20 protein-coding genes are annotated in these 18889 nt (G+C 41.8%); 11 read left to right on the top strand and 9 right to left on the bottom strand.

Going from position 1 to position 18889, the window contains the following annotated elements:
- Positions 1–223: 223 nt before the first annotated feature.
- Positions 224–1525: a Na+/H+ antiporter NhaC family protein gene (locus tag OP489_RS01800; RefSeq protein ID WP_323135411.1), complete on the bottom strand. Its 1302-nt coding sequence runs from the start codon at positions 1523–1525 to the stop codon at positions 224–226.
- A 104-nt stretch (positions 1526–1629) separates the two neighbouring features.
- Between OP489_RS01800 and OP489_RS01805 the strand changes: the two genes are divergently transcribed.
- Positions 1630–2559, top strand: a complete 930-nt coding sequence (locus OP489_RS01805) for a LysR family transcriptional regulator (RefSeq protein WP_266162673.1) — start codon at positions 1630–1632, stop codon at positions 2557–2559.
- A gap of 52 nt (positions 2560–2611) precedes the next feature.
- Here OP489_RS01805 and OP489_RS01810 read toward each other — a convergent pair whose 3' ends face one another.
- The 3 genes from OP489_RS01810 to OP489_RS01820 form a co-directional block, all read right to left on the bottom strand.
- Positions 2612–3745, bottom strand: a complete 1134-nt coding sequence (locus OP489_RS01810) for a muconate/chloromuconate family cycloisomerase (protein WP_266162674.1) — start codon at positions 3743–3745, stop codon at positions 2612–2614.
- 173 nt (positions 3746–3918) lie between these two features.
- Complete coding sequence (locus tag OP489_RS01815; RefSeq protein ID WP_180341450.1) at positions 3919–4227, bottom strand: AzlD domain-containing protein; 309 nt, start codon at positions 4225–4227, stop codon at positions 3919–3921.
- Positions 4224–4970, bottom strand: coding sequence for an AzlC family ABC transporter permease (locus OP489_RS01820; RefSeq protein ID WP_266162675.1), 747 nt, complete (start codon positions 4968–4970; stop codon positions 4224–4226). Before OP489_RS01820 ends, OP489_RS01815 begins: the two co-directional genes overlap by 4 nt.
- A gap of 97 nt (positions 4971–5067) precedes the next feature.
- On the opposite strand from OP489_RS01820, the gene OP489_RS01825 reads away from it, so the two are divergent.
- Entirely contained in the window at positions 5068–5952 is an 885-nt protein-coding gene (locus OP489_RS01825; RefSeq protein WP_266162676.1) for a LysR family transcriptional regulator, read from the top strand.
- 8 nt (positions 5953–5960) lie between these two features.
- On the opposite strand, the gene asnB is transcribed toward OP489_RS01825, so the two are convergent.
- On the bottom strand, positions 5961–7817 hold the full coding sequence (gene asnB / locus OP489_RS01830) for an asparagine synthase (glutamine-hydrolyzing) (protein WP_266162677.1): 1857 nt from the start codon (positions 7815–7817) through the stop codon (positions 5961–5963).
- A 215-nt stretch (positions 7818–8032) separates the two neighbouring features.
- Between asnB and OP489_RS01835 the strand changes: the two genes are divergently transcribed.
- Positions 8033–8488: a spore coat protein gene (locus OP489_RS01835; RefSeq protein WP_266162678.1), complete on the top strand. Its 456-nt coding sequence runs from the start codon at positions 8033–8035 to the stop codon at positions 8486–8488.
- A gap of 130 nt (positions 8489–8618) precedes the next feature.
- Here OP489_RS01835 and OP489_RS01840 read toward each other — a convergent pair whose 3' ends face one another.
- The 3 genes from OP489_RS01840 to OP489_RS01850 all read right to left on the bottom strand — a co-directional run bounded on the left by OP489_RS01840 (position 8619) and on the right by OP489_RS01850 (position 10377).
- Entirely contained in the window at positions 8619–8978 is a 360-nt protein-coding gene (locus tag OP489_RS01840; protein ID WP_266162679.1) for a NifB/NifX family molybdenum-iron cluster-binding protein, read from the bottom strand.
- Positions 8979–9061: 83 nt separating this feature from the next.
- A complete protein-coding gene (locus OP489_RS01845; protein WP_266162680.1) occupies positions 9062–9895 on the bottom strand; it encodes an MBL fold metallo-hydrolase in 834 nt (277 codons plus the stop codon).
- Positions 9896–9948: 53 nt separating this feature from the next.
- Complete coding sequence (locus tag OP489_RS01850; protein ID WP_266162681.1) at positions 9949–10377, bottom strand: DUF134 domain-containing protein; 429 nt, start codon at positions 10375–10377, stop codon at positions 9949–9951.
- A 247-nt stretch (positions 10378–10624) separates the two neighbouring features.
- Between OP489_RS01850 and trxA the strand changes: the two genes are divergently transcribed.
- Positions 10625–10999, top strand: coding sequence for a thioredoxin (trxA, locus tag OP489_RS01855; RefSeq protein WP_323135412.1), 375 nt, complete (start codon positions 10625–10627; stop codon positions 10997–10999).
- Between the two features lie 50 nt (positions 11000–11049).
- Positions 11050–13509 (top strand): FAD-dependent oxidoreductase, encoded by a 2460-nt coding sequence (locus OP489_RS01860; RefSeq protein WP_266162683.1) that lies wholly within the window; start codon positions 11050–11052, stop codon positions 13507–13509.
- A 145-nt stretch (positions 13510–13654) separates the two neighbouring features.
- Here OP489_RS01860 and OP489_RS01865 read toward each other — a convergent pair whose 3' ends face one another.
- Positions 13655–14341, bottom strand: coding sequence for a Crp/Fnr family transcriptional regulator (locus OP489_RS01865; protein ID WP_266162684.1), 687 nt, complete (start codon positions 14339–14341; stop codon positions 13655–13657).
- A 320-nt stretch (positions 14342–14661) separates the two neighbouring features.
- On the opposite strand from OP489_RS01865, the gene OP489_RS01870 reads away from it, so the two are divergent.
- The 6 genes from OP489_RS01870 (at position 14662) to OP489_RS01895 (ending at position 18791) form a co-directional block, all read left to right on the top strand.
- A complete protein-coding gene (locus tag OP489_RS01870; protein ID WP_266162685.1) occupies positions 14662–15171 on the top strand; it encodes an RNA polymerase sigma factor in 510 nt (169 codons plus the stop codon).
- A 2-nt stretch (positions 15172–15173) separates the two neighbouring features.
- Positions 15174–15962 (top strand): hypothetical protein, encoded by a 789-nt coding sequence (locus OP489_RS01875; protein ID WP_266162686.1) that lies wholly within the window; start codon positions 15174–15176, stop codon positions 15960–15962.
- 19 nt (positions 15963–15981) lie between these two features.
- Complete coding sequence (locus OP489_RS01880; RefSeq protein WP_266162687.1) at positions 15982–16863, top strand: ABC transporter ATP-binding protein; 882 nt, start codon at positions 15982–15984, stop codon at positions 16861–16863.
- Between the two features lie 56 nt (positions 16864–16919).
- Complete coding sequence (locus OP489_RS01885) at positions 16920–18155, top strand: ABC transporter permease (protein ID WP_266162688.1); 1236 nt, start codon at positions 16920–16922, stop codon at positions 18153–18155.
- Between the two features lie 140 nt (positions 18156–18295).
- A complete protein-coding gene (locus OP489_RS01890; protein ID WP_266162689.1) occupies positions 18296–18595 on the top strand; it encodes a hypothetical protein in 300 nt (99 codons plus the stop codon).
- Position 18596: 1 nt separating this feature from the next.
- Complete coding sequence (locus OP489_RS01895; RefSeq protein WP_266162690.1) at positions 18597–18791, top strand: helix-turn-helix transcriptional regulator; 195 nt, start codon at positions 18597–18599, stop codon at positions 18789–18791.
- Positions 18792–18889: the final 98 nt, after the last annotated feature.

Raw genomic sequence — 18889 nt, forward strand, 5'->3', positions numbered from 1 at the left:
GGAAACTGCTTGAAAATTGCCGAATTTTTTTGAAATTTTGTTTGTGCTAAGAATATTTTCAGACAACATCCTCATCTCCATAATGTATTATTGTATTAAGTCTTTAATACAATAATACAACACTTTTGCAGTTTGTCAAGACAAAAATAAAAAATTTTTAAAATGTAAAAAATAAAATGGGGCGCTCTCCTTTCTGCTATGAAAAAAGGAAGCGTCCCATTTATCATTGATTGGCTCGTTTTTTGTAAGTAATTTTAAAAAAGTTCCATAGAGGAATCAGGTATAAATAGAAGGCAAATAAAAGACTGATTTGGGGTGCACCTACTGCAGCCAGTGGAACTCCTCCTGCGATGGACCAGGGGATAAGGGGGGCTAAAACGACTACGGTGTTTTCAAGATTGATTGCCATTTCTTCATGGTCAGAAATCATTTCGTTGCAAAGCTGATGGGTCAGCATAATGGAAAGGGTTTGGTTGCAGGCAATCATTGAAGTGCCGATGGAAGTGCAGAGCAGGCTGCCATAGGGAGAAATCTTTTGGCCAAGTCTTCGAATTTTCTCTTTCAAATTGATAAGAAGACCGGTTCCATTAAAAATTCCGGCATAACAAGAGGAAAGACAAACAATCGCGGTAACATTCACCATCGAAAGGATACCGCCCCCATCAATTAATTTTCCAAGAACAGGGTCTTGTGCATGATAGCCGAAAATCAGCAGGTGAAATAATTGGGTGGGTTCTAGGACTTGTATCCAAAAAGCAATTCCAACGGCAGAAAGAATGCTTAATGACATCGTGATTTTAACTGAAATTTTAAAGCAAGATAGCACTAAAATTAAGATTGCAGGAATTAAGGTTAAAAAGGAGAGATTAAAATTTGTTTCGAAAATTTCTTTTATCCCAATCGAATTAGATTCTGAATTATTAGTAAATCCTAAAAATATATATAATATGCAAGAAATAGAAAAGGGAACAATAGAGGTAAAAAACATTTTACGGATATTTGTAAAAAGGTTTGTTTTAGTCAGTTCACTGACTAAAAGTGCACTGGTAGACATTGGAGAACAGCGATCTCCAAAATAGACGCCAGAAAGAATGGCTCCTCCGAGGAAGGCAGGATCTAAACCCATCGCGTTTCCGATTGCCATCGTGATTACTCCCATGGTAGCTGCCGATCCGAAGGCAGTTCCCGTTAAAAAGGAAACCAAACAATTTAAAAGGAATGTGATTACAAGGAAGAAAGAAGGAAGCATTAGTCCGAAAGAATCAGAAATAATGGCGGGAATTGTCCCTGCTGCACGCCATAAGGCAGTGATCATTCCAATTAATAGGAAGACGATCAAAATATTTTTAACAGTTTTAATTCCTGTAAGGGACATTTTCAAAAGTTCCTGTGGCTTTTTCCCTTTTCGCAGTCCATAAAAGCAAAATAAAAAGTATCCAAAGACCAACGCATATAAAATCGGGAAATTAAAAAGGACACAGCAAAATAGAGCAGCTGCAAAAAGCAGTAAAGTAGCAGTTTCCATCAGAAAGCCTCTTTTCAATTCCAGTATAAATTTTATAAAAACCATTGTCAAACTGTTATTTACGATATAAAATACAGCTAAAATACTGTAATAGGAGAAAGAGAATGAATTTTTTAAATATACACTATTTTTTAATGGTCGCGCAGGAACGCAGCTTTACAAGAGCCGCAGAGCGCCTTTATATTACGCAGCAGACTTTAAGCGCCCAGATTGCCTCTATTGAACAGGAATTGGGATGTAAACTGTTTCAAAGAAAAATTCCACTGGAATTGACTTATGAGGGCCGGATATTTTTAAATTATGCAGAAGAATTTTCGGGAAAATATGAAGAAATGCAACAAGAATTTGGAGAGATCTCCGGCAATCAGAAAGGCTGTCTCCGCATTGGGATTGCCTATACAAGGGAGCATGCGCTGATGCCGAAAATTCTCAAAACATATCAAGAGCGATACCCTAACATTGAGATTCAATTGGTGGAAGATCTGAACGATATTTTACAGCAGAAACTTTTAAAAAGGGAAATTGATTTGGCAATTGCAGGTTTCCTGACTCCTTTAAATGAAGTTCAGATGCGTGATTTCTATGAAGAAGAGGTCGTACTCTTAGTAGGAAAAGAGCTGTTGTCTCAACTTTATGGAGATCATGTAAAGCAAGTGATTCAAAAAATCAAGGAGGAAAAAAAGGTTACCCCATTGGAAAAATGTCCGTTTTTAATGAATGGGCAAAAAGATATTGCCGGAAGAATTGGTCGGCATTTGATTGCGCAGGCGGGCTTTATTCCGGATATTAGAGTAGAGGGGGGGAATATCGAAACACTTTTGGAACTTTGTGCAAAAAATATGGGAGCTTGTTTTTCTCCCAAGATTTTGGCACAGGCGGTTCTTTCCGAAAAGCAGCTTTCAAAAATGGAAGTTTTTCATTTCTCCGAAGATACATGGTATTGGATTCGATTTGCTTGGCTGAAGCAATCCTATGCACAAACTTTAATTACCCATTTTATTGAGATCACAGAAAAATCATGTGTTGAAAAATAAAAATCGGTCCATAGAAGGTTTCTATGGGCCGATTTTATGCTGTTTTAAGATTTCATTGAATGATAATCGGGTCAGCAACCGTATAACGCTTAAGCTGAGAAGCATCAATTTCCACACCAAAACCAGATTCTGTTTCTGATAAGAAAATGGAGCCATCCTGATAATTTGGTTCTTTCGTGGTGATAGTATCTGCCAGCAAAAGTGGCCCAAACAGTTCGCATCCGAGGGTTACTTGAGGAGTGGATGCTGCAAAATGAAGATATGCGGCAGTTCCCAAGCCGGTTTCAATCATACAGCCTACATAGCAGTCCATATGAGCCGCTTCGGCCAGAGAGGCAAGACGTTTTCCACCGAGCAGACCGCCGATCTTTGTAAGCTTGATCCCGAACAAATGGAAAGTGTGGGCACGAATCAGATCCATGGCATTTTGCAGAGAGTCAAGGCTTTCGTCGGCTAAGAGTGGAACGGGTGTTTTTTGGGTCAGAATGGAAAGTCCTTCCCGATCGTCTTTCGAAAGCGGTTGCTCGGCAAAATCAAGATGATAGGGTGCCATTTTTTGTAAAGCTTCCAAAGCCTCAAAGAAACTCCAACCTTGATTAGCGTCAATTCGAAGGTGAAGGTCTTTGCCGAAATGTTCCCGAATGGCAGCGACCCGCGCAATATCCTGTTCCAGAGAGAGAACGCCGGTTTTGAATTTAAAAATCCGAAATCCCTGTGCATATTTTTCTTCTGCTTCCTGAATTTCTTTTTTGATGTCTCCGGTTGCGAGGGACCAGCTCATAGGAACGCTGCTGCGGACTTTTCCACCCAAAAGTTCATAAACGGGCAGATGAAATGCTTTTCCAGTCAGATCAAAAAGTGCCATCTCTACGGCAGCTTTGGCAAAATGATTGCCGCGGACTAATTGTTCCATCCGCATGCGCAGAGATTCTAATTGGGTTCCTTCCTGCCCGATGAGATAGGGCGCGAGATATTTCTGCACCACAGCGGCAGCACTTTCTACACTTTCTTCCGACCAAGTGGGGCCGCCTAAAAAGGCAGCTTCTCCCCAGCTTTCCAATCCCTGTTCTTCTGTGATTTTTACAAGTAGAAAATCGACGTGCTTTACCGTCATCAGGCTCATTACATGAGGGCGCTTTAGTGGGATCTGTACAATTTGCGCAGAAATTTTTTTAATTCGATGCATTTTTATCCCCCTTTTTAAAGAAAAAGGTGTTTCATTTTTCGCTTTTTCGAAAAATGAAACACCTTTGTTATTGCTTTTTATCATAAGAATTCTTTGAGAAAATGTCAACCATTTAAAGGTTTCTTTTCAATGTTATTTTACTGGATAACTTTTTTATTTCTGTAAAAATTCTTTTAAAAAAAGCAGAGGATTTGTTCGGTTAAAAAAACCGCAGCGCAGCTGCAAGCGGCTACCATAACCAGACTTTTCCCCCAAAAGGATACAATGATAGCGACCAAAAAGCCAATCAGACCGCTGATAAGAGAATTTGTAGAGTAAAGAATCGACGGAAATGTCATGGCAGTCAGACAGGCACAGGGGACATAAGTTAGAAAAGACCGCAAAAACCGATTCTTGATCTTCTTTTGAAAAAGTGTTAGAGGCAGCATGCGAATCAGATAAGTTGTCAAGGCCATTGCAAAGATACAGATATAAATATTCACGCCAAGGCCTCCTGCGCATTTTCCTCATCACCTATCGGAAATAAGAGCGCACCAACCGCTGCGGAGATTACCGTGCATAAAATGACCGAGAGGCTGGAAGAAATCCCGTTCAGCACTGGAATCCAGTAAAAGAGGCAGCTGAGAATAAGAGAAATCAGCGTGACGGCCAAAATGGATTTTTGTGCGCGTGCCTGGGGAATTACAATGGCAATGAACATTCCATAAAGAGCAACGCCAAGAGCGGTACGAATCATCAGCGGCAGTGCGGAACTTGCCAAGGCACCGGCGAGCGTTCCACCGGTCCAGCCGATCATTGGAGTTAGGCCGAGGCCCAACAAATAGGGAACCGTCAGAGGCTTTTGGCGTGCCATTGCCAGAGCAAAAATTTCGTCGGTGTTAAAAAATGCAATAATGAGTCTTGGCAGCGTACCGATGCGGCTGCCCATTTTTTGACTGAGAGAAAGGCTCATTAGGGCATAACGACTGTTGATGACTAACTGTGTCAAAATGAGTTCCCAAAGAGAAGCTCCCGCTGTAATTGCAGTTAATCCTGCAAATTGACCGGCGCTCGTCAGATTGGAAAAGGAAATTACTGCTGCATCCCATGCACTGATTCCGTGGGAAGCTGCCAGAGCGCCAAATCCAAAGCTGACGGAAAAGTACCCGATTCCAACAGGCATCCCGTCCCAGACTCCAATTTTATATTCCATACCATTCATATTTTTAGTTAACTTCTTTCCCATTTGTTTTTCTCAAAAATAGTATACCTGTTTCTTTACAATTAGTAAAACAAATTGTTATAATTGATTCATTAGAGAAACTAATGGGATGGGTGAAAATATGACGAGATATGAAGTCTTTTTACAAGTGGTCGAGACCGGAAGTTTTACAAAAGCGGCTCATCAGCTCGGTTATACCCAATCCGCAGTAAACCAAAACGTAAAAGCTTTGGAAGAAGAGCTTTCCACGGCGCTTTTGCAGCGGACAAAAAATCGGGTAGAGCTGACAGCGGATGGAAAAGAATATCTGCCTTATCTGCAGGCGCTTTGCGCGGCACATCGACGCCTTGAGGGAAAAGTGCTGGAGATGCATGGTCTTCAAAATGCGGTGGTTCGGATCGGAACGTTTACTAGTGTAAGCCGCAGCTTTTTACCGCGTGCAATGAAAGAATTTCGAAAACTTTATCCAATGGTGCAGTTTGTATTGGACCAGGGAGAATATACAACAATTGCCCAATGGATCAAAGAAGGACGCGTGGACTTTGGTTTTCTCAATCCGGATGCAGTCAGCGGTTTGGAGACTATCCCTCTTTGTGAAGATGGGATGATGGCGGTATTGCCCAAAAATCATCCTTTGGCTTCCTTTTCCCATGTTGAAGTGAAAGAGCTTGCGCAAGAGCCGTTTATTCTTTTGGGAGAAGGGGAATACAGTGTGCCGCTCAATGTTTTTCGAAGCCTTTTGCTGACTCCGGATATCCGTTATCGCGTGATTGATGATGATACGATTATTGCGATGGTAGAGCAAGGGCTTGGTGTTTCTGCATTGTATCAGTTGGTGCTGAGAAAGATCGATCACAAAAATGTTGTGATTCGTCCGATCAGACCAGTCATGAAACGAACGATTTCCCTTGCGTTTCGAGACAGGAAGACACTGCCGATGGGAGCACGTTATTTTGTGAATTTTTTACTGCAAAATCTAGAACAGCATCAGAAAGAAACTTTATAAAATCGAATTTAAGAGAGACATGGTTGAAGGTGATATTTTTCCATCCAGTCTTCGATCTGCAGAATATAGGCCATCATTTGAGGAGCTGCCATCAGCTGTCCAAACCATGGTTTTCCGTAATCTTTTGGAGAGGATAAAAAGAGGTCTGCCTTTTTGGGGTCAAGAAAAGCATTTACCGGTGCATTGGAATTTTTTAAAAGTGCCGAAAACCGCTCGGCTAAAAGCTTTTCATAATTTGGACTGTACATTTTTGGATAGGGGCTCTTTTTGCGATGAAGAATTTCGTCCGGCAAAAGATCTTTGCAGGCATCCCGCAAAAGCGCTTTTTCTACTCCATGCTGATATTTCATGTTCCACGGCACATTGTAAAGATATTCAATGATGCGGTGGTCTGCAAACGGCACTCTAGCTTCCAGTCCATAGGCCATACTGGTTCGATCCATGCGGTCGAGAAGCGTTTGCATAAACCACCGAATATTTAGAAAGCTAATTTCACGCCGCCGTTTTTCTTCCGCCGTTTCTCCCTCTAGATAGGGAACATCGTGCAGGGATTCTTCGTATCTGCTGTGAGAGTATTCGTCGATTTTCAATTTCTTAATAAAATCGTCATTTAAAAGAACGATTCTTGCAGATGAATCTTTGGACCACGGAAATCCATCGGCTTCAAAAAGATCTTTGCGATAAAACCATGGATATCCACCGAAGATTTCGTCGGCGCATTCGCCGGTAAGTGCAACTTTATTCTGCTGCTTTACAAGAGAGCAAAAATAAAGAAGAGAACCGTCTACATCGGTCATACCGGGAAGATCCTTTGCGGAGACGGCGTCAAATAGAGAATCGACCAACTGATACTCATCGCACTCCAAATAGGTATGATGAGTGTGACAAGCTTTGAGCATTTTATCTACGAATGGGCGATCCTGTGCCGGCTGAAACGAATTGGAACGAAAGTTTTTATCATTGTCCACAAAATCAAAAGAAAAGGTATTGAGAAGAGAACCGTTCTTTTGCAAAAAATCAGCTGCGACCGCGGTGACAATGCTGGAATCGATTCCTCCGGAAAGGAAACTGCAGACAGGAACATCTGCCACCATCTGTCTGGTAATTGAATCTCGGACCAAAAAAGAAACGGTATCCACCGTCTTTTCATAACTGTCCGTATGCTCTTTCGCTTTCAGTTTCCAATAAGCGAATTGGTGAAATCCGTCTTTTGAGAAGAGAACACAGGTTCCCGGTTTTACCTCACAGATCCCTTTGAATACGCCGCAGCCTGGAGTCCTTGCAGGCCCAATTCCAAAAATCTCTCGGAAACTATCGAGATTCACTTCTGGTTTTACATATGGATGACAGAACAAAGCCTTTATTTCGGAACCGAAAACAAGAGAATCATTCTTTAACGTATAAAATAATGGTTTAACTCCTACGCGGTCCCGATATAAAAGAAGCTGATTCTTTTTGCCATCCCAAATTCCAAAGGCAAAGATTCCATTGAGTTTCGTAACAAAGTCCATGCCGTATTCCATATAGGCGTAGAGGATCACTTCCGTATCGGAAGTGGTTTCAAAATGATATCCTGCTTGTTCGAGAGCTGGCTTGATCTCTTCTGTATTATAAATTTCTCCGTTGTAGACGATTGCATATTCAAAGTCGCCTGCTTTTCGGATCATCGGCTGAGCTCCACCTAGAATATCACGGATCGAAAGTCTTGCGTGGGAAAATCCAATGTTTTCCCGTAGATATTCTCCTGATTGATCGCTGCCACGATGGGCAACTGAAGTCCGCATATCAATTAAAATCTGATTCCACTTTTCCTGTTCTGTTGTAAAATTTTTTTGAAAATCACAAAATCCGGCAATTCCACACATAAATACACCCCGCTTTTGCAAAATAAAAAGGGAACGCTCTAAAAAGTAAATATAATTGTTCTGTTCTTTATCTTATTCAGAAAGTAGGAAAAAGGGGTACGAATTTCCGGCAGATAAATAAATTCCTTATTTTGTTAATAAAAACAAATGAAAAATAAATTTGGTGCATAAATTGATTTCTTTTTGTGAATATTAAAAACGGAAGGTGATTTATTATGCAGTTAACACAAAAAGAAACAGGACTTTTAAAAGACTTAAAAGAACAGGAAAAACTTCTTACCGAAAAGTACCAAAAAGAATCTAAAAAAGCAACCGACCCGCAGCTTCAGAATTTGTTTACGCAAATTTCAAAACAAGAACAGCATCATGGAGAGCTTATTCAGGAGATTGAGAACGGAACAGTTCCCACGGCCATTGATAGCAGTTCTCAAGGGCAGCCGACATTTACAGCTACCTATGGAATGTCTCAAAACCAAAACAAAGATGAGGACACCTTTTTGTGCACAGACGCACTTTCAGGAGAAAAATATCTCTCTCATTCTTATGACGTTTGTGTATTTGAATTCAAAGAGGAAAATGTCCGAAAAGTACTGAATCAGATTCAGGCTGAAGAGCAGGAACACGGAAAAATGATCTACGATTACATGAATAAAAACGGCATGTATTCCTGAGATCATTTTTGTGTTACAAAAAGGAAATCCCTCCGATGCGTTTTCATCATCGGAGGGATTTCTTTATAAACTGATATTTGGGGCTCAATGTTTGCTTCATTTACATCATGTTTTTCGCTTTTAAATGTCTTTATTCGCCGCATTCGTCATGATGCTGATGTTCGTGGCAGATGCTGCCGGTCGATTTTAGCTCGCCCTTTAGGTAACGTTCCACTGCCGTTTTTGCGTCACCGGATGCGCCGGTAATCACTTCAACATTTCGCTCATTAAAAATGTCTACAGCGCCCTGACCCATGCTGCCGCTGATGATAACATTTACGCTTTTATCAGCAAGAAAGTTGGGCAGGAATCCGGGCTTGTGGCCGGGATTAGCCACTGATTCTTCTTTTACAATCTTGTCGTTTTCTACGTCATACAACAGAAAGTTGTCACAGTGTCCGAAATGTCCCGTTACATTTTTGTTGTTAGAAGCAACTGCAATTTTTGTCATTTTCTTTTCCTCCAAGTTAATAAATTATTCCGCCAACTGTTCGCCGACGGTATCAAACCAGTTTTAAAGAAGTTTTTGACTCTTTAAAAATTGATGACCAAATGGCTTCCGGCTGACAAATAACCGATCTGATCTTCCATGATTGTCTTCAGTCGGTGGTAAGCTTCTTCCCCTGTACAGTGGCAGGTGTAATACTGCGTGCCGGTTTTTTTAAGCTCCCGTGCAAGAGTGTCCACAGCTTGGGGCGCTTCATTTTTTCCAGATCCACGGCTAAAAAGATGAAATCCGCCGATCACGACATCGGGAAAACGACCATTGTCCTCTCTAAATTGTCGGACAATGTTGAGAATTCCGCGATGGGCACATCCCGCAATCAGCAAAGCTTTTCCATTTTGCCGGATGACCAAATTTTGCTCATGGGCAAAATCGTCCGGTAAAAAAGTATCCCCAACTTTTTGATACAAATCCGCATTTCCAGAGGGGATGGGTGCTTTTTCTTGGACTTTTGAGAACAGCTCCAATTCCTCATCAATTTTACGGGTTGCTCCGCAGAATACAAAACGTTCATTAGGCAAAAGTGTAGCATCTAGGCCAATATATGCATTGGTTCCATCGGGTCGATGAGCATAATACGGCTCAAAGGCTCGTTCGTTTGCATATACTTTTGCCTGGCTGTTTTGCTGTAAAAAAGTTTTCAGTCCACCGCCGTGGTCATAATGCCCATGGGATAGAATGGCAACGTCAACCCCTGAAATGCCGACCTTTAGTTTTGCAGCGTTTTCTGCGAACAGGCCGCTGGCTCCGGTGTCAAACAGTAGGTGGTGTTTTGGGGTTTCGACATACAGGCTCAGTCCGTGCTCACATCCAAAGTCTTTGGATGCCGCAGTGTTTTCAGTCAGAACTTTAATAATGATCACAATTTTCCTCCATTTCGATCAAGGCCGAAGTTAATCTGCAAAAAATTCACATCTTAAATGTCGGGATTGTCGGAAGATTTTGTTTCGCTACTTTCAGGCGAATGGCTTTCATTTGTATCCATATCTTCAAAGCATTTTCCGCATCTGCATCTTGGACATCCGGCTCTTCTGCAGCCATGTTCCTGGCCGTTGCAGAGACGGTATTCACCGCCTTGAATCAAAAGAATTTTTCCGTTTACCAGTGACTGCGCCAGTTTATTCCGTGCGCTGTCATAGATTCCCTGCACTGTAGTGCGCGAAATCTTCATCTGCGCCGCGCATTGCTCTTGGGTAAAGTTATCTAAATCGATCAGTCGGATGGTTTCATACTCGTCTACCGTCATCGTGACAATGTCGTCTTTTTGCGCACACAGATCCAGTGGGCCAAACCGGCTGTTTTCAGGGAGGCCGCAAACCCGTCTCCATTTTCTTGGCCTTGGCATTATTTCACCTCGTTTCGCAACAAAACAATAAAAAATCTTTGCATGATTTTTGCTTACTTAATTGCAGATTGATCATGGCAAGCTTCGTATTGTCTGCCTTTTATAGTTTCCAACATATGCCGCTTATAATCTTTATTATAATTCATTTTAGACATATGTCAATAACTGCGGCAAAAAAGTAATCAAAAAACCGATCCCAAATATTTTGTTGTTTTGTGAGTAAGTCACTGAAATGAATTTTTAAAAGTTGTATAAAGTTTATAGAGTAAGACAGAATAAAAATTCAGAAACATATGAAAGGAGAATTCCTATGTCTGTAACTACAATTACAAAAAACAATTTTGCTGCCCAAGTACTTAATTCCGAAAAACCGGTGCTCTTGGATTTTTGGGCCAGTTGGTGCGGTCCATGCAGAATGCTTTCTCCGATTGTGGATAAAATAGCTGATGAAAATTCTTCTATCACGGTTGGAAAAGTAAATGTGGACGAGCAGCCGGAATTGGCCCGTCAGTTTGGTGTCATGAGTATTCCAACTCTGATTGTTTTTAAAAACGGAAAAATCACACAGCAATCAGTTGGTGTTCGTCTAAAGGGTGCCATTTTAAAAATGATTGAGGCATGATGCAGAAATCTGAAATTCTTTTGATTCGTTTGATACGTTAGGAGGCAACTATGAAAAAGGTCGTTATAATTGGCGGTGTAGCAGGAGGAGCAAGCTGCGCAGCTAGGCTTCGCCGGTTGGATGAAAGCGCCGAAATTGTTGTTTTGGAGCGTGGCGAATACATCTCCTATGCGAACTGCGGGTTGCCGTACTATGTTGGTGATGTAATCAAATCCAGAAATGCACTGCTTTTACAGACCCCGCAAGCAATGAAAGAGAAGTTCCGCGTTGATGTTCGCGTAAAAAATGAAGTAATCAAAATTGACAGGGAAAAGAAAGTCGTCCAAGTTAAGCGACTGGAAGATGGAAAGACCTACGAAGAGTCTTATGATACGCTCGTGATCTCTACCGGTTCGTCTCCGGTTCGTCCTCGAATTCCCGGGATTGATTCTCCGAGGATTCAAACCTTATGGACGGTTCCGGATACAGACCGCATTCGGAAGATGATCCATGAGCAGGGGGCGCACTCAGCCGCAGTAATCGGCGGCGGATTCATCGGCTTGGAAATGGCGGAAAATCTCAGCCATGCAGGGCTTGAAGTATCCGTGATCGAAGCGGCCGATCAGGTCATGGCTCCGCTCGATTATGAAATGGCACAGCTTCTGCACGAAAATCTGCGGGAAAATTGTGTTAATTTGTATCTTGGGGACGGTGTCAGCGCATTTCACGAAGAAAAGGATGCAGTAAAGATATCCTTAAACAGTGGAAAATCGGTTACAGCTGATATGGTACTTCTTTCGATTGGCGTACGCCCGAACGGAGAACTGGCAAAAGAAGCAGGACTTGCTGTCAATGCACGCGGCGGAATTGTTGTGGATAAAATGCTTCACACTTCTGATCCTGACATTTTTGCGGTCGGTGATGTAATAGAAGTAGAGGATTTTATTTCGAAAAACCGCACCATGATTCCATTGGCAGGCCCTGCAAACAAACAAGGACGGATTGCAGCCAACAATATTGCCGGTGGGCGTGAGGAATATAACGGTACAATGGGGACGTCGGTAGCGAAAGTATTTGATCTTACGGCTGCATGCACCGGTGCAAATGAGAAAGCGCTTACAAAACAGGGAAAAGTAAAAGGGAAAGACTACGAAAGTATTCTTATTACACAGAACTCTCATGCCGGATACTATCCTGGAGCAGTGCCGATGACATTGAAGCTCATTTTCAGCATGGATGGGGCACACATCCTTGGTGCTCAGATTGTAGGGCGGGATGGTGTCGATAAGCGAATTGATACGATTGCTGTTGCGATTCGGATGGGTGCCGGCGTGGGGGACCTTAAGCAGCTTGAACTTGCCTATGCGCCTCCGTATTCCTCTGCAAAAGATCCGGTAAATATGGCTGGTTTTGTTGCAGAAAATGTTTTGTCCGGAGTAGTATCTTTTACCCCATGGAATATTGAAAAAACGAATCCTGACGCTTTGCTGCTTGATGTGCGGGAGGATGCAGAGCTTCTTGCGTTTTCTTTACCGCAGGCAGTGCATATCCCGCTCGGACAGCTGCGTGACCGCCTTAATGAGCTTGATCACAGCCGGGAAATCATTACTTTCTGTGCCATTGGAGTACGCTCTTATAATGCAGCTCGTATTTTGATGCAGCATGGATTCGGCAATGTAAAAGTGTATCCTGGTGGAATGCGATTTTATCAGTCCACACATCCGCAGGAAAATTCTCCGGCGATTTGTTGTCGGCCTAATTTGTCCGAGCATATGGAAGAGAAATCACCTTCTCAGACGGATATTTCGCTGCGCATTGACTGCAGTGGAATGCAATGCCCCGGTCCTATTATGAAGGTATATGAATCCATGCAAAAAATGCGGGATGGAGAAGTGATGGAAGTATCCGCCTCCGATCCGGGATTTGTTCGTGATATCAATGCATGGTGCCGCAGAACCGGCAATGAGCTTCTTTCAAAGGAGCAGCGCGGTTCAGAGTATGTTGCCCGCGTGATGAAAAAGAGCGGTAAACCTGCTGGGATGACTTCTGCAAAAGAAGCTCCAGAGGGGAAGACGCTGATTGTATTTTCTGGAGATTTGGATAAGGTTTTAGCCAGTTTTATTATTGCCAACGGTGCCGCTGCTATGGGACGGCCGGTTACGATGTTCTTTACTTTCTGGGGCCTGACAGCGCTTCGGAAAGAAAAGAAGCAATCTGTCAGTAAGACGATGATGGAATCATTGTTTGGTACCATGCTGCCGCGTGGGAGCAAAAGACTGAAGCTTTCGAAGATGAATATGGGCGGACTTGGGACCGCAATGATGAAAAGAATCATGAACGACAAAAACGTTGATTCTTTGGAAGCTCTTATCGAGAAAGCTATGAAGGCCGGTGTAAAGATCGTTGCCTGTTCAATGAGTATGGAAATTATGGGGATCAGAAAAGAAGAACTGATCGACGGGGTAGAAATCGGCGGTGTCGGGACTTATCTGGGAGATGCCGAAGAGTCCAATGTAAATCTGTTTATTTGATTTTTTGATCATTCGTTTGTACTTTAAATAAAAAACGAATCCACATTTAGAAAATAAAAAATCCGCAGTTGCTTTCACGAGCAGACTGTGGATTTTTTTGTTTGTAATAAAATATTGACGCGTTGATGCGAAAAAGCATGCCACTTTATTTTTCTGTCGGAATGATGCTTCTTAGTTTTTCTTTATCTATGACTTTTACGCCGCCTCTATAGAGTTCTACAATACCTTCGCCCGCAAAATACTTCAGCATGCGGGAGACTACTTCGCGTGCAGTTCCCATATATTTGGCAATTTGTTCATGAGTCAAAGGAATTTTATCTGTATGGTTCTTGTTGCATTCATCCCATAAAAAGATGGCTAGCCGTTTGTCAATTCCCATAAACAGGATCTGTTCCATCGCCCACATCACATCTGAAAAACGTTCCGTTGCAGTTTGGTAGGTAAAGCATTTTACATAGATATTCTTTTCTGCCATCTCGTGAAATGCAGACGAGTTCACAAGCAGCACGTCGGTATCTTCCTCGGCATCAATGAATACATCAAAAGTAATCGTATCCAGCATACAGGAAGCGGAGAGAACACAGACATTTCCGGGAAACAGGCGGAAAATCGTGACGTCACGTCCTTCTTCGGATAATAAATAAGTGCGCAGCTGCCCTTTTTTGACCAGGAGAATTCCAATACAGTCTGCATTTCCGTTATGAACACAGGTCCCTTTCTGATAATGCATAGAAACCGTGTTTTCTAAAAAGAATTTTTTTTCGGCACCTGAAAGATGTTCCCAAAAAGAAAAGTGTTTAGAGAATAGGTCACTGTAGTTTTCTGATGTCATGTTTGTCTCCATTTCTATAGAAAAAGATGGCATATTTCAATCAATAATCTTTGGATAATTTGTCGCAATATAAATTATCATATGCAGAAGAATCTAGACTGTCAAGAGTTCTATTCGTAAATATTACGAAATGTACTGTGATTTTTTTGCAGTGTCGGGACTACCTTGCCTGTAAAGCACTCACCTGCTAATATAAGTGTTAGCTGAAGGGCGAAAAAATTATCTCAAAAGTTGATTAACAAAAAAATTAGGACAACCCCTAACTTTTTTAATTAGTGAAGCGTTATATATCAATGGACGGATAAAAAGGAAGTGCTGCAGTGGAGGACGAAAATCTGATTCAGCGCATAAAGACAGGCGATGTCGATGCGATGGATCAGCTGGTTCAAAAATACTATGGGGCGGTTTATACATACTGTTACCGTAAGGTGGGAAACAAAGATGATGCCCAAGATCTAACACAGGAAACCTTTCTGCATTTCTGCCGGAATTTTGACAGTTATGCGCAAAGAGGAAAAGTGAAAAATTACTTATATACGATTGCTCACAATCTTTATGTGAGTATGATGCGGAAAAGTGTTCCGATCCGATTGGAAGAATGGGGGAAAGAAGAGTCCCATAATGATGTAGATCAATTTGAAGCAGCGGATTCTATCCGAAAGGTATTGTCCGAATTGCCGGATGAGCAGAGAGATGTCATTTTACTTCGGTTTTATCAGGATTTAAAAATCAAAGATATTGCACGGATTACAGGTTCCGGATTATCTGTCACGAAATACAGACTCAGTCATGGCATAAAAACCATCAAAAAACTTATGAGGGGAGATTAATTATGAATCGAAACGATCAAGAAATCCGTAATTATCTGCAGCAGGATTCGGTTCCCTCGTATGACCCGGAAAAAATGCAGCAGACGGTTCGCCTTGCACGACAGGCATATTGTAATCGCATATTATCCAAACGGATTGGTTTTGGAGAGTTTATACGAATGCAGATGCATTTTATTGGGCATTGGGTATGGTTTACCCAGGCTGCACTTGTGTTTGGATTTTTGATCCTCCTTACAAAATGTGATTTTGAGCAACCCGATTTACAGCACGTTCTGCTGCTCTTTTCGGCCGTTTCGCCCATGATTGCCCTTGTTGGTTTTCCAGAGCTTTTGAAAAGCTATTCTCATGGGATGGAAGAAATCGAATCCTGCACCCGATTTTCTATGCGGAAACTGATGGGGGCCAGAATGCTGATCCTTGGCCTGACGGATTTGTTTTGCCTTACAGTGATTCTGGCAGTGTCCACTGCACATAGCGGCGAACTTCTTCTGAGAATGATCTTATATCTGTTTGTACCGTTTAATCTGACTTGCTGTGGGTGTCTTACCGTGCTGAGCCATGTAAAAAGCAGACAGAGCGGGTATTACTGCGGAGCAATCTGTGCTTTATGCGTCGCTGTTTTTGTCAGTCTGTCTTTTATCAAGCGGTATTATGAAGCGGCAGCAACGGGAACTTGGGTGATTATGTTTATCCTAACACTCGTTTATCTTGCTGTAGAGGTTGTGCAGACATTTCAAAGTTTTAATCGCTTTTACGCAAAAGAAGAAGCGATTTCGGTAACTTGGCAATAAATTTATGGAGGAAGCAAAAATGGAACTAACATTTAGAAATCTAACGAAAAAGTACAAAGATAAAACAGCGGTAGATGCGCTTTGTGTTACGCTGACACCTGGAATCTATGGGCTTCTTGGCGCGAACGGTGCCGGTAAAACCACATTGATGCGCATGGTCTGCGGTATTTTGAATCCGACTTCCGGGAAAGTCTTGTTTGACGGGAAAGATGCACTTCGTATGGGCGAAAATTACCGCGATCTATTGGGGTATCTTCCGCAGCATTTCGGGTATTATCCTGTTTTTACCGCATTGGACTATTTGCTATATATTGCAGCCTTAAAGGGACTGAGTGCAGGCGCCGCAAAAGTGAGAGCAAATGAACTTTTGGAACTCGTATCGCTTCAAACGGTAGCTAAAAAGAAAATAAAAACGTTTTCCGGCGGGATGAAGCGGCGCCTCGGCATTGCACAAGCACTTTTAAACGATCCTAAAATACTGGTGCTTGATGAACCGACGGCTGGACTCGATCCCAAAGAGCGTGTCCGTTTTCGTAATTTAATTTCTGATATTTCCAAAGATAAAATTGTAATCCTGTCGACCCATATTGTATCGGATGTAGAGTATATCGCGGATACCATTCTGATGATGAAAGACGGAAAACTCATTCATCAAGGCAAACCGAGTGAAATTACCGCCTCTATCAACGGATATGTTTGGGAGTGTCAGGTTGACCCGATGCAGGCAGAAATGCTCAACAGTGAATATACGATTTCCAACCTGAAGCACGAAGGCAATGTGGACATGCTCCGGATTGTTTCTGAACATAAGCCAACCGAAAATGCGGTGCAAACAGAGCCTACATTGGAAGATTTATATCTTTTCTATTTTTCAGAAGAAGTCTGTCATGAAAAAAATTGAAATCGACGAATGAAAGCAAAACCCTTAAAAGAAAAAATAAAGGAGAGATTATGATCATGCGCATATTTATGATGGAACTTAAACGTATGAGCAAAACACGTGCAACGTGGATTTCAGCAGTCGTTGCCGTTGCCATGTCGATTGTTCTTGCGTTTTCTGTATTTGCCAGCGAGGAATATGAGACCGTCGATAAAGACGGAAATACAGAAAGAATCACCGGCATATCTGCTATTGCTGTCAATCAAGAGCGGATAGCGCCATATGAAGGAGAAGTAACGGTGAGCAAACTTCAATCGGATTTGGAAGTGTTTCATAGTCTGTTTGATCAATATGGAGGAAATATTCCATTCGATCTTTATAACAAAGAACTTTCTCCAAGGTTTCAACGGCTCAATCTGATTGCTTCTGCGTATTCGGATAATCAAGATATTTTCACCGCTTTGGAAAAAGTTCAGCCTGATGATGTACAGAATTTTTATGCTCAGCGAAATCAAAAGTTAGAAGAAACAATAGAAGCGAAATATCCTCATAATTCCGATGTGAAAAATCAAGTGATGCGATCAAACAGTCAGGTAAAAACGCCGCTTACTTATTTTTATGGACTTCCAAATAACAGCTTTTTTATTCTCGACTTTTTAATTTTTATTTTATTGCTGATCTGCATCATGATCAATGCGCCTGTTTTTTCGGGGGAATACCAAACTGGGTCGGATGACATTCTTCGAAGTACTCGAAATGGAAGAACAAAATTGGCAGTCAGCAAACTTTTGGCTGCCCTGTTGATTGATCTTATTCTATTTACCGTCAGCATTGCAATTTTTATTTTGGTGGTGGATAAAACGTTCGGTTGGGAAAGGCTTGTTAGTTCTGCACAAATTCACAATCTCTTTTTGTTCCTGCCGATTACAGTTGGTCAGGAGCAGGCACTTTTGGTTGTGGCAGGCTTTTTAACGATTTTGGCTACTGCCTGTTTTTCAATGTTCCTGTCGACCAAATGCCATAGTTCGACAACTACGCTGATTATTGCTATCGCGTTTTGTTTGTTACCGGATATTTTACACCAGGTGATACAGGGAGCGGGGAACTTTGCTGGATTTATAGGCTGCATTTTGCCGTCCAGCGGCCTTGGCATCAACAATAATCTTTTTTATCAATTGGGGAATATGCTGTTTTTACAAATAGGACCATTCAGTGTTTGGTCTCCATATCTGATTATGGGTGCCGCAGCAATCGAAATCCCCTTGTTCTTTATTCTCGCTGTTCGGGCCTATTGCAAACATCAGGTATTTTGAATGCTTAAAGTTTGAACTCAGGGGATCGGTCTGACGAAAGCAAAAATAAAAGCACAAAATGTAAAAAGTATTTGACATTTTTATGTAGTGGTGTTATACTTCGAAATGTAAAAACAATTTGACATTTTGGAGGCCAAACAATGAGAAAAATGGATGAGATGGAGTTGGCGATTTCTCTGCGGGCAATTCGCTGGGCATATCTGTTTACCGTACTTGCGCTATTCGTGTGGGGGATTCGGGATTTTATCTATCAGGGCAAGGTTACGATGCCTATTTATTTGCTGATTTTTCAGAACTTGGTTTATTTCTTTTCCACTAATATTTCAAAAATTAAAGTTGGAGATGAAGAAGGAAAAAAGACTTTTATTGCATTTCCAATTTTGCTAGTAGTGTTTTTAATCGCATTTGGAGTACTTCTTCTGCTGTTTCCGGGTAAATAAAATGGAAAATAATATCAGAGAACGGCGAAAAGCACTCGGTATGCGGCAAGAAGACCTTGCAGAAAAACTTGGAGTTACCCGGCAAACAATCAATGCCATTGAAAACAACAAGTATAATCCAACATTGGAACTTGCGATGAAAGTAGCTCGTTTGTTAAATGCATCCGTAGAAAGTATTTTTCGCTTGCCGGATTAATTCCTATTGATCAACTGCGAGTTTAAACAACGGAATTTTAAAGAAAGAGCAGCCTTTGGGCTGCTCTTTTTTTATCCCAAAGACTAAAAAGAACTTTT

Source organism: Caproicibacterium sp. BJN0003, assembly GCF_026314295.1.
Taxonomy (GTDB): Bacteria; Bacillota; Clostridia; order Oscillospirales; family Acutalibacteraceae; genus Caproicibacterium.

Coding starts and splice junctions, on each gene's coding strand:
- OP489_RS01835 (WP_266162678.1), top strand. CDS start 8,033: ATGCAGTTAACACAAAAAGAAACAGGACTTTTAAAAGACTTAAAAGAA.
- OP489_RS01890 (WP_266162689.1), top strand. CDS start 18,296: ATGAGAAAAATGGATGAGATGGAGTTGGCGATTTCTCTGCGGGCAATT.
- OP489_RS01840 (WP_266162679.1), bottom strand. CDS start 8,978: ATGACAAAAATTGCAGTTGCTTCTAACAACAAAAATGTAACGGGACAT.
- OP489_RS01810 (WP_266162674.1), bottom strand. CDS start 3,745: ATGCATCGAATTAAAAAAATTTCTGCGCAAATTGTACAGATCCCACTA.
- OP489_RS01860 (WP_266162683.1), top strand. CDS start 11,050: ATGAAAAAGGTCGTTATAATTGGCGGTGTAGCAGGAGGAGCAAGCTGC.
- OP489_RS01800 (WP_323135411.1), bottom strand. CDS start 1,525: ATGGAAACTGCTACTTTACTGCTTTTTGCAGCTGCTCTATTTTGCTGT.
- asnB (WP_266162677.1), bottom strand. CDS start 7,817: ATGTGTGGAATTGCCGGATTTTGTGATTTTCAAAAAAATTTTACAACA.
- OP489_RS01850 (WP_266162681.1), bottom strand. CDS start 10,377: ATGCCAAGGCCAAGAAAATGGAGACGGGTTTGCGGCCTCCCTGAAAAC.
- OP489_RS01820 (WP_266162675.1), bottom strand. CDS start 4,970: ATGGGAAAGAAGTTAACTAAAAATATGAATGGTATGGAATATAAAATT.
- OP489_RS01805 (WP_266162673.1), top strand. CDS start 1,630: ATGAATTTTTTAAATATACACTATTTTTTAATGGTCGCGCAGGAACGC.
- OP489_RS01880 (WP_266162687.1), top strand. CDS start 15,982: ATGGAACTAACATTTAGAAATCTAACGAAAAAGTACAAAGATAAAACA.
- OP489_RS01885 (WP_266162688.1), top strand. CDS start 16,920: ATGCGCATATTTATGATGGAACTTAAACGTATGAGCAAAACACGTGCA.
- OP489_RS01825 (WP_266162676.1), top strand. CDS start 5,068: ATGACGAGATATGAAGTCTTTTTACAAGTGGTCGAGACCGGAAGTTTT.
- OP489_RS01865 (WP_266162684.1), bottom strand. CDS start 14,341: ATGACATCAGAAAACTACAGTGACCTATTCTCTAAACACTTTTCTTTT.
- OP489_RS01895 (WP_266162690.1), top strand. CDS start 18,597: ATGGAAAATAATATCAGAGAACGGCGAAAAGCACTCGGTATGCGGCAA.
- OP489_RS01875 (WP_266162686.1), top strand. CDS start 15,174: ATGAATCGAAACGATCAAGAAATCCGTAATTATCTGCAGCAGGATTCG.